Origin of the sequence: Citrobacter sp. MGH110 (genome assembly GCF_001037515.1) — a bacterium.
In the GTDB taxonomy this organism is placed as follows: Bacteria; Pseudomonadota; Gammaproteobacteria; order Enterobacterales; family Enterobacteriaceae; genus Citrobacter; species Citrobacter portucalensis.
The window spans coordinates 1590743-1600811 of the sequence record NZ_KQ089830.1; the positions used below are offsets into that span (position 1 = coordinate 1590743).

The window sequence follows — 10069 nt, forward strand, 5'->3', positions numbered from 1 at the left end:
ATAGCCTCATCTTATCGCCTTTCTCCGGAATTTCGGGATGGCGTGTTGTTAATCGGTAGGGAGAATACATGCGAACCCTGTGGCGATTTATTGCCGGATTTTTTAAATGGACATGGCGATTACTGAATTTCGTCCGTGAATTTGTGCTTAACCTGTTCTTCATCTTGTTGGTGCTGGTGGGCGTGGGCATCTGGATGCAGGTCAGCAGCAGCAATACCAGTGAACACGCTGAGCGAGGCGCACTGCTGCTGGATATCTCGGGGGTGATTGTCGATAAGCCTTCGAGCACCAGTCGCTTAAGCGTTATTGGTCGTCAGCTGTTTGGCGCCAGTTCCGATCGTCTGCAGGAAAACTCCCTGTTCGATATCGTGAATACTATTCGCCAGGCAAAAGATGATCGCAACATCACCGGCATTGTGATGGATCTGAAAAATTTTGCCGGGGCCGACCAGCCTTCCATGCAGTATATCGGTAAAGCGCTGCGGGAATTCCGCGACAGCGGCAAACCGGTCTTTGCCGTGGGCGATAACTTCAGCCAGGGGCAGTACTACCTCGCCAGTTTCGCCAATAAAATTTATCTCTCTCCGCAGGGTTCCGTTGATCTGCACGGCTTTGCCACCAACGGTTTGTACTACAAGTCCCTGCTCGACAAGCTGAAAGTTTCCACGCACGTGTTCCGTGTCGGGACTTATAAGTCTGCCGTAGAACCGTTCATTCGTGATGATATGTCTCCTGCCGCGCGCGAGGCCGACAGCCGCTGGATCGGCGAGCTGTGGCAGAACTATCTCGACACGGTCGCTGCCAACCGCCAGATCCCTGCTCAGCAGGTGTTCCCGGGCGCACAGGCCATGCTGGACGGTTTGACAAAAGTCGATGGTGATACCGCGAAATATGCGCTCGACAACAAACTGGTGGATGCACTGGCCTCCAGCGCCGAAGTCGAAAAAATGCTGACCAAACAATTTGGCTGGAGCAAAGCGGATAAAAATTATCGCGCCGTCAGCTATTACGATTACTCGCTGAAAACGCCAGCGGATACTGGGGACAGCATTGGCGTCGTCTTCGCGAATGGCGCAATTATGGACGGTGAAGAAACCCCTGGGAATGTGGGCGGTGACACGACTGCCGCGCAGATCCGCGAAGCGCGTCTTGATCCGAAAGTGAAAGCAATTGTCCTGCGCGTGAACAGCCCTGGCGGCAGCGTCAGCGCTTCCGAAGTCATTCGCGCTGAGCTGGCTGCGGCAAAAGCGGCAGGCAAGCCGGTTGTCGTGTCCATGGGGGGCATGGCGGCATCCGGCGGGTACTGGATCTCCACCCCAGCAAGCTACATTGTGGCGAACCCCAGCACGCTGACCGGTTCAATCGGGATCTTTGGCGTGATCAACACTGTGGAAAACAGTCTGGATTCCATTGGTGTACACACCGACGGCGTGGCGACATCCCCACTGGCGGATATCTCCATCACCAAAGCGTTACCACCGGAAGTGCAGCAAATGATGCAACTGAGCATCGAGAACGGCTATAAGCGCTTTATCACGCTGGTCGCCGATGCGCGTAAGACAACGCCTGAGCAGATTGACAAAATCGCGCAGGGCCACGTCTGGACCGGCCAGGATGCGAAAGCCAACGGTCTGGTAGACAGTCTGGGTGATTTTGATGACGCCGTGGCGAAAGCGGCTGAGCTGGCCAAACTGAAGCAATGGCACATTGAGTATTATCAGGACGAACCGACATTCGTTGATATGGTGATGGACAGCATGTCCGGTTCCGTTCGTGCCATGCTGCCTGAAGCTATCCAGGCGATGCTCCCGGCACCGCTCGCTTCTGCGGCGAGTACGGTTAAAGCGGAGAGCGATAAGCTGGCAGCGTTTAACGATCCGCAAAACCGCTATGCGTTTTGCCTGACCTGCGCCAACGTTCGCTAATCTGCCAATGCTGCCCCAAGCCGGGGCAGCATTTTTTTACACATTCTGATGTCGCGTACTGCGAAAATCGCCAGGCGTACAGCCAAACTCCCGACTAAACAAACGAATAAAGTGCGCACAGTCGCTAAATCCCAGACGCAGCGCAATCTCCGTGACACTCTCTCCAGAATTCATCAGCAGCCAGTGGGCATAACGCAAACGCGCTCGTCGGATAAACTCTCCTGGCGACTGGGCGAACTCGGCGTTAAACAACCGGGTAAGTTGTCGAGGGCTCAGGTTGACTTCTGCGGCCAGCCAGCGGGTCGATATGGGCTTTACCAGTCCTTGCTCAATTAAAAAGACCGCTTTGCGTAACCGACTGTCGCTCACGTGGGTAAAACCTATCGCTCTGGAGACCGCCACTGACGTGCTGTCTATGCGGTTGGGGACGGACATCTGGAAGATGGCTTTTGTCGCCCTGTCGGGACCACAGTGGCGGCGAATAAGCTCTGTTGCCAGCCCTATCGTCGAAATGCCCCCCGGACATGTCAGAATCCCTTTTTCCTCAACAAAATCGACCCCGCTACGGGCAGCCAGCTGAGGAAATTGCGTTTTAAAATCATTCAGATGCCAGGGATGAATCGCCGCCATCAGCCCATTGAGGAAACCTTCTTGCGCCAGAACAAAGCTGCCCGTGCAGATACCTACCAGCGGAATGTTGAGCTGATGCGCAAGATGCAGGTAACGTCGCGCGGCCCGATCGGCTTTCGCCATACTGCGCAGCAAGCCGCCAATCACCACCACATAATCAAATTGTTCCGGTGCAACGAATGCGCTATCCGGCATCATCGCCATTCCTGAACTGCTTAGAACAGGTCGGTCTGGTGTAGCGCTCATCAGACGCCAGGAGCAGCGAATTTTCTGGCTATCATCCCCCATATCCGCCGCATGACGTAACGCATCGGTTAATCCCGCCAGCGCCAGCAGAGGAAATTCCGGCCACAGAAGAATGCCGACATTCAACTGTGGTCTGCGCGGTGTCTCTGTCTGACTCGCATCGATAGCCGTAATGATGTCTCCATCCGCCCACTCGCCTGGCTGAAAAATTCTCAGGTCTTTCTTCACTTCAGGCTCCATGCGTATTGTCATTACGACGAAACATGATAACGGCAATCGCTATATCCAAAAAGCAAGGCTGCTACTGTAGGGCCGAGGGAGCAAAACCACACTGAACAAACGGGACAAGGCACTGAACATAAATGACATATTGATCGGATGGCAGGTATGCGTCATTTGCACTGTATTTTTTCGGGGGGAACTTTATACTGCGCCTGTTTATGCACAACTTAACCTGTGACGCCCATGCAAAAGAAATCGATTTACGTTGCCTATACCGGCGGTACCATTGGTATGCAGCGCTCAGAACAGGGTTATATTCCTGTTTCCGGTCATCTCCAGCGTCAGCTGGCACTGATGCCTGAATTCCACCGCCCAGAGATGCCAGACTTCACCATCCACGAATACGTCCCGCTGATGGATTCCTCAGACATGACGCCAGAAGACTGGCAGCATATTGCTGAAGACATTAAAGCGCACTACGACGATTACGATGGTTTTGTCATTCTGCACGGCACTGACACCATGGCGTTTACGGCTTCGGCGCTCTCATTTATGCTGGAGAATCTGGGCAAGCCAGTCATTGTGACAGGGTCACAAATCCCATTAGCAGAGCTACGTTCTGACGGACAAATCAATTTGCTGAATGCGTTGTACGTTGCAGCAAATTATCCGATCAATGAAGTGACCCTGTTTTTCAACAACCGACTGTTTCGCGGTAACCGGACCACTAAAGCGCATGCTGATGGTTTTGACGCGTTTGCCTCACCCAACCTTGCACCACTGCTGGAAGCCGGGATCCACATTCGTCGGCTGGGAACACCGCCCGCACCTCACGGCACAGGTGAGTTGATTGTCCATCCTATCACTCCACAACCGATTGGCGTGGTCACTATTTATCCTGGGATCTCCGCTGATGTAGTACGCAACTTCCTGCGCCAGCCGGTAAAAGCATTAATTTTGCGCTCCTACGGCGTGGGCAATGCGCCGCAGAATAAAGAGTTCCTGAAAGAACTTGAAGATGCGAGCTCGCGTGGCATTGTGGTGGTGAACCTTACGCAGTGTATGTCCGGCAAGGTGAACATGGGGGGCTACGCGACAGGGAATGCGCTGGCGCATGCTGGCGTGATTGGCGGCGCGGATATGACCGTCGAAGCCACACTCACCAAACTGCACTATTTGCTGAGTCAGGGACTGGATACGCAGACAATTCGTGAAGCAATGACGCAAAATCTGCGTGGTGAACTCACGCCTGACGATTAAAGGAGTCTATGCCCATGGCCCGAGCCTTACTGTTGGTCGATTTACAAAATGACTTTTGTGCCGGTGGTGCCCTCGCGGTCCCACAAGGTGACAGCACAATCGATATCGCCAACCGCCTGATTGACTGGTGTGCCATACGCGGCGACACGGTCGTTGCCAGTCTGGACTGGCACCCGGCTAATCACGGTAGTTTTGCCAGCCAGCATCAGGTCGAGCCCTACAGCCAGGGACAACTCGATGGCCTGGCGCAGACGTTCTGGCCCGATCATTGCGTACAAAACAGCGAAGGTGCTGCCCTGCATCCGCTGCTGAACCAGCGTGCGATAACTCAAACGTTCACTAAAGGTGAGAACCCGCTGGTCGACAGCTACAGTGCTTTTTTTGATAACGGTCGTCGTCAGGCAACCGCGCTGAATGCATGGCTACTCGAACACCGCATTGCCGAGCTCATCATCATGGGTCTGGCTACCGACTATTGCGTCAAATTCACCGTACTGGATGCGCTCGATCTTGGCTACACCGTCAGCGTTATAACCGACGGCTGCCGTGGCGTTAATATTCATCCCCAGGACAGTGCAAACGCCTTTATGGAAATGGCAGCTGCGGGCGCAACGCTGTATACGTTGGACGACTGGCTGGAAACCCAGCGCTAATGCTTTAAAACGTTATATCCGGTCGATTGAAACTGCACATTTTTGCAAATTTATAGGCCGGATTAATACGCATCTCCCTTTCAACCAGTACTCCTCTAACCAATACAACCTACCAAAATTGGTTTGCCGCTGCTCCAGCATGGCGTGAACCCCTTCGCATTTTTCCTGTTATGAAACTGTTAACCTGCGGGTGCTGTTTTTTTTGCCACGCCATTTCCGTGGCGTGTTTGCTTGTTTAAATGTCAAAGAGGAACACCGATGAAACTATTGCCTTTGTTGGCAGCATTACCCCTGCTCTGCGCCAGCGTTGTTTCCGCCAGTTCACTGATGTCAGTTGGCTACTTTAATGGTGGCGGCGACGTCACTGCCGGTCCCGGTGGCGACATCAATAAACTGGATGTTCGCCAGATAACCCATCTCAACTATTCGTTTGGCCTTGTCTACAACAACGAAAAAGACGAGACCAATGACGCCTTAAAAGACGCCAGCAAACTGCATCAGATTTGGCTTTCACAGAAAGTGCAGGATGATTTGCTGAAAATTCCACAGCTGCGTAAACAAAATCCAAACCTGAAAGTTTTGCTTTCCGTCGGCGGCTGGGGAGCGCGTGGATTCTCTGGCGCGGCAGCAACGAAGGAAACACGCGCAGTGTTTATTCAGTCTGCACAGGAGATAATTGCGAAATATGGTCTGGATGGCATCGACCTCGACTGGGAATATCCAGTTAACGGCGCCTGGGGACTGGTCGAAAGCCAACCGGCTGACCGCGCTAACTTCACCGCGCTGTTAACAGAGCTGCGTGCCGCATTGGGGCATAAAAAACTGCTGACCATCGCCGTGGGCGCGAATGCGGAAAGTCCGAAAAGCTGGGTGGATGTAAAAGCCATTGCACCATCGCTCGACTACATCAACCTGATGACCTATGACATGGCTTACGGCACCCAATATTTCAACTCGAACCTGTACGATTCGACGCAATGGCCAACGGTCGCCGCGGCGGATAAGTACAGCGCCGATTTTGTGGTCAATAACTATCTCGCAGCCGGTCTGAAACCGAGTCAAATGAATCTGGGCATTGGCTTTTATGGACGTGTACCAAAACGCGCCGTTGAGCCAGGTATTGACTGGAGCAAACCTGACGCGCAGAAAAACCCGGCTACCCAGCCCTATTTCGAGTCAGCTCAAATTGAGTTGTTCAAATCACTGGGCGTCGACCTGAGCAAAGACACCTACGTGAAGTACAACGATATCGTGGCGAAGTTGATCAACGATCCGCAAAAACGCTTTAGTCAACATTGGGATGATGAAGCGAAAGTGCCGTGGCTGTCGGTACAGTCTGCGGATGGAAAAAAACTCTTTGCCCTCTCCTATGAAAACCCGCGTTCGGTGGCGATCAAAGCCGACTACATCAAAAGCAAAGGGTTGGCAGGCGCCATGTTCTGGGAGTACGGCGCAGATGACAATAATCAGTTGGCGAAGCAGTTAGCCGATTCGTTAGGCATCAAACACTGATCCCAACGCCTGACACAATAGGTTATGATTAGCGCATTCTGCTGCGCCAGCTTTTGGCGCAGCTCTTCATTTTCTACTGGAGGCATGCGCTTTTATGGCTTTTATCCCTAAAAATTACGCCCGTCTGGAAGTCGGTTACCGGGAAAAGGCGCTTAAACTCTTTCCCTGGGTCTGCGGACGCTGTTCCCGTGAGTTCGTGTATTCAAATTTGCGCGAGTTGACGGTACACCATATCGATCACGATCACTCAAATAACCCGGAAGATGGTAGCAACTGGGAAATGTTGTGCCTGTACTGCCACGATCACGAGCATTCCAAATATACGGAAGCGGACCAGTATGGTTCAACGGTGGTTGCAGGAGAAGATGCGCAAAAGGCCGTAGGCGAAGCGAAATACAACCCGTTCGCCGATCTGAAGGCGATGATGAACAAGAAATAACATCAACTGCAGGCCCGACACAGATGTTTGCCGGGCCTGGGTAATCAGGATTTAAACGTCGCAATCGGTTCTGGCGTAATACCAAACTCCACCTTCAACTGCTGCTTGCTCTTCATCACCATCTCACCGTTGGTATCAATCGTCATATGCTGCGCGTCAATATTGTTTCGCGCCTGCCATAACATCACCAGCTGTAAGCTATTCTCTTTTTGTTCTACCGTTAGCGCTACGCCATCCGGCCATTTTCCGAGTTCAACGGCAGTCGATAAGCGCTGATAAACTTCCGGCGTCATGCTGTTGATCATCTCATCAAGATTCATGTTAAATCCACTCTCCGTAGAATAATTTGCTGAATCGTTTCTTCAACCCTTGGTTTGCTCACCGTTTTCACCATCGGTAAAGTTCAAAGACGCTGAGTTAACGCAGTACCGTTCACCGGTAGGTTTCGGACCATCCGGGAAGACGTGTCCCAGGTGTGCATCACAGTTTCCGCAGCGGATTTCAATGCGCTGCATGCCGTGTGACGTATCTTTTATGTAACGGATAGCCTCATCGCTGACAGGCTCGTAAAAGCTGGGCCAGCCGCAGCCTGAGTCATATTTTGTCTCGGAACGAAATAGCGGATTGTCGCAGATCAAACAGTGGTAGATGCCGTCACGTTTGTTATGTAGCAAACGTCCGGTAAATGGCGGTTCTGTCCCGTGATTCTGCGTCACATAGAACTGCATTTCGGTTAAATTTTTTTTCAGTTCTTCTGGAGAAGGTTGATTAGCCATTTGCTCACATCTCGCTTTATCTAAACTCACATCGCGAGACAGATTCTAACAAAACATTAACACCGGAGTGCGAACTTTTGTTCTAAACTTGATCCTTGCGAAATGGCAGCCTGCAATTCGTGATCAGAATCACGTTTTTATCTTGATTGCCCTTTAAAATTCGGGCCGCCGACCCCATGTGGTTTCAAGCCCAAAGGAAGAGTGAGGCGAGTCAGTTGCGCAAAGCTTAGGCAGCAGATTGATTTGTCGCAATGATTGACACGATTCCGCTTGACGCTGCGTAAGGTTTTTGTAATTTTACAGGCAACCTTTTATTCACTAACAAATAGCTGGTGGAATATATGACTATCAAAGTAGGTATCAACGGTTTTGGCCGTATCGGTCGCATTGTTTTCCGTGCTGCTCAAGAACGCTCTGACATCGAGATCGTTGCAATCAACGACCTGTTAGACGCTGACTACATGGCTTACATGCTGAAATATGACTCCACTCACGGCCGTTTCAACGGTACCGTTGAAGTGAAAGACGGTCATCTGATCGTAAACGGTAAAAAAATCCGTGTTACCGCTGAACGTGATCCGGCTAACCTGAAATGGGACGAAGTTGGTGTTGACGTAGTAGCTGAAGCTACTGGCCTGTTCCTGACAGATGAAACCGCTCGTAAGCACATCACTGCTGGTGCGAAAAAAGTGGTTCTGACTGGTCCGTCCAAAGATAACACTCCGATGTTTGTTAAAGGCGCTAACTTTGACAAATACGAAGGTCAGGACATCGTTTCTAACGCTTCCTGCACCACTAACTGCCTGGCTCCGCTGGCTAAAGTTATCAACGACAACTTCGGCATCATCGAAGGTCTGATGACTACTGTTCACGCGACCACCGCTACTCAGAAAACCGTTGATGGCCCGTCTCACAAAGACTGGCGCGGCGGCCGCGGCGCATCCCAGAACATCATCCCGTCCTCTACCGGTGCAGCTAAAGCTGTAGGTAAAGTACTGCCAGAACTGAACGGCAAACTGACTGGTATGGCGTTCCGCGTTCCTACCCCGAACGTATCCGTTGTTGACCTGACCGTTCGTCTGGAAAAAGCTGCTTCTTACGAAGAAATTAAGAAAGCAATCAAAGCTGCTTCCGAAGGCCCGATGAAAGGCGTTCTGGGTTACACCGAAGACGACGTAGTATCTACCGATTTCAACGGTGAAGTTTGCACTTCCGTGTTCGATGCTAAAGCTGGTATCGCACTGAACGACAACTTCGTGAAACTGGTATCCTGGTACGACAACGAAACCGGCTACTCCAACAAAGTTCTGGACCTGATTGCTCACATCTCCAAATAAGTTGAGATGAAACAGTAATCTGTAAGAGCGACTCAGGTCGCTCTTTTTTTTGCCTGAAGAAAGGATTGCGTAATGATTAATAAAATTTTTGCACTTCCGGTAATCGAACAAATTACCCCTGTCCTCTCCCGCCGTCAGCTTGATGAGCTTGAGGTTCTTGTTGTCGATCACCCACAGGTTAAAGCTTCTTTCGCACTGCAGGGCGCACATCTTCTTTCCTGGAAACCAAATGGTGAAGAGGAAGTCCTGTGGTTAAGTAATAATACCCCGTTTAAAACCGGCGTAGCGCTGCGTGGCGGCGTACCAATTTGCTGGCCGTGGTTTGGTCCGGCTGCTACGAAGGGCCTGCCTTCGCATGGTTTTGCCCGCAACCTGCCATGGACGCTGAAAGCGCACAACGAAGACGACAATGGCGTGGTGCTGACGTTTGAACTGCAGAGCAACGCTGAAACGCGTCAGCTTTGGCCGCACGAGTTCTGTCTGCTGGCTCGCTTCAAAGTGGGAGCCACCTGTGAAATGGAGCTGGAAGCTCATGGTGAGTTTGAAACCACCTCGGCACTGCATACCTATTTCAACGTTGGTGACATTGCGGCAGTGAAAGTCAGTGGTCTTGGCGATCGCCTGATCGATAAAGTGAATGATGCTAAAGAAGATGTGCTGGCTGATGGTATCCAGACCTTCCCGGACCGCACCGATCGCGTTTATCTGAATCCGGAAGCGTGCAGCGTGATTCATGATGATGCGTTGAATCGCAATATAGATGTTGTCCACCACCACCATCTGAATGTCGTGGGCTGGAACCCTGGCCCGGCGCTGTCCGTCAGCATGGGCGACATGCCGGATGATGGCTACAAAACGTTTGTTTGTGTAGAAACGGCTTACGCGACCGCTCCGCAGAAAACCACCGAAGAAAAACCATCTCGCCTCGCGCAAACTATTCGTGTAGCTAAACGCTAACACAGCTCTGCGCACCATGCCGGATGCGGCTAACGCCTTATCCGGCCTACAAACTACATGCAGCCGTAGGCCTGATTAGCACAGCGCCATCAGGCAGTTCCGCGCACCGTGC

The 10069-nt window shown here is 51.8% G+C and carries 10 protein-coding genes; 7 read left to right on the forward strand and 3 right to left on the reverse strand.

The genetic code is table 11. The annotated features are described in order from the left end of the window. Window positions 1-68 precede the first annotated feature (68 nt). Window positions 69-1925, forward strand: coding sequence for a signal peptide peptidase SppA (gene sppA, locus SK38_RS07555; RefSeq protein WP_032943122.1), 1857 nt, complete (start codon window positions 69-71; stop codon window positions 1923-1925). 36 nt (window positions 1926-1961) lie between these two features. Here sppA and SK38_RS07560 read toward each other — a convergent pair whose 3' ends face one another. Beyond that, entirely contained in the window at window positions 1962-3029 is a 1068-nt protein-coding gene (locus tag SK38_RS07560) for a GlxA family transcriptional regulator (RefSeq protein ID WP_008784538.1), read from the reverse strand. A 237-nt stretch (window positions 3030-3266) separates the two neighbouring features. Here SK38_RS07560 and ansA point away from each other — a divergent pair, with 237 nt between their 5' ends. The 4 genes from ansA to yajD all read left to right on the forward strand — a co-directional run bounded on the left by ansA (window position 3267) and on the right by yajD (window position 6887). Beyond that, the gene (gene ansA, locus SK38_RS07565) at window positions 3267-4283 is read left to right on the forward strand and encodes an asparaginase (protein WP_003832492.1); all 1017 of its coding nucleotides are present in this window, start codon (window positions 3267-3269) and stop codon (window positions 4281-4283) included. Between the two features lie 14 nt (window positions 4284-4297). After that, entirely contained in the window at window positions 4298-4936 is a 639-nt protein-coding gene (pncA, locus tag SK38_RS07570) for a bifunctional nicotinamidase/pyrazinamidase (RefSeq protein WP_048235524.1), read from the forward strand. A 258-nt stretch (window positions 4937-5194) separates the two neighbouring features. Further along, a complete protein-coding gene (locus SK38_RS07575; protein ID WP_020996455.1) occupies window positions 5195-6448 on the forward strand; it encodes a chitinase ChiD in 1254 nt (417 codons plus the stop codon). A 94-nt stretch (window positions 6449-6542) separates the two neighbouring features. Next, window positions 6543-6887 (forward strand): HNH nuclease YajD, encoded by a 345-nt coding sequence (yajD, locus tag SK38_RS07580; RefSeq protein WP_003832478.1) that lies wholly within the window; start codon window positions 6543-6545, stop codon window positions 6885-6887. A gap of 44 nt (window positions 6888-6931) precedes the next feature. On the opposite strand, the gene SK38_RS07585 is transcribed toward yajD, so the two are convergent. Further along, entirely contained in the window at window positions 6932-7207 is a 276-nt protein-coding gene (locus tag SK38_RS07585; protein WP_008784528.1) for a YeaC family protein, read from the reverse strand. A gap of 42 nt (window positions 7208-7249) precedes the next feature. Beyond that, window positions 7250-7663 carry a peptide-methionine (R)-S-oxide reductase MsrB gene (msrB, locus tag SK38_RS07590; protein ID WP_003832475.1) on the reverse strand — a complete coding sequence of 138 codons (414 nt, stop codon included), beginning with the start codon at window positions 7661-7663 and terminating at the stop codon, window positions 7250-7252. A 341-nt stretch (window positions 7664-8004) separates the two neighbouring features. On the opposite strand from msrB, the gene gapA reads away from it, so the two are divergent. Both gapA and SK38_RS07600 read left to right on the forward strand, forming a co-directional pair. Further along, complete coding sequence (gene gapA / locus SK38_RS07595; RefSeq protein ID WP_003030697.1) at window positions 8005-9000, forward strand: glyceraldehyde-3-phosphate dehydrogenase; 996 nt, start codon at window positions 8005-8007, stop codon at window positions 8998-9000. A gap of 72 nt (window positions 9001-9072) precedes the next feature. Beyond that, the gene (locus SK38_RS07600) at window positions 9073-9957 is read left to right on the forward strand and encodes a D-hexose-6-phosphate mutarotase (RefSeq protein WP_048235525.1); all 885 of its coding nucleotides are present in this window, start codon (window positions 9073-9075) and stop codon (window positions 9955-9957) included. The last annotated feature ends 112 nt before the right edge of the window (window positions 9958-10069 follow it).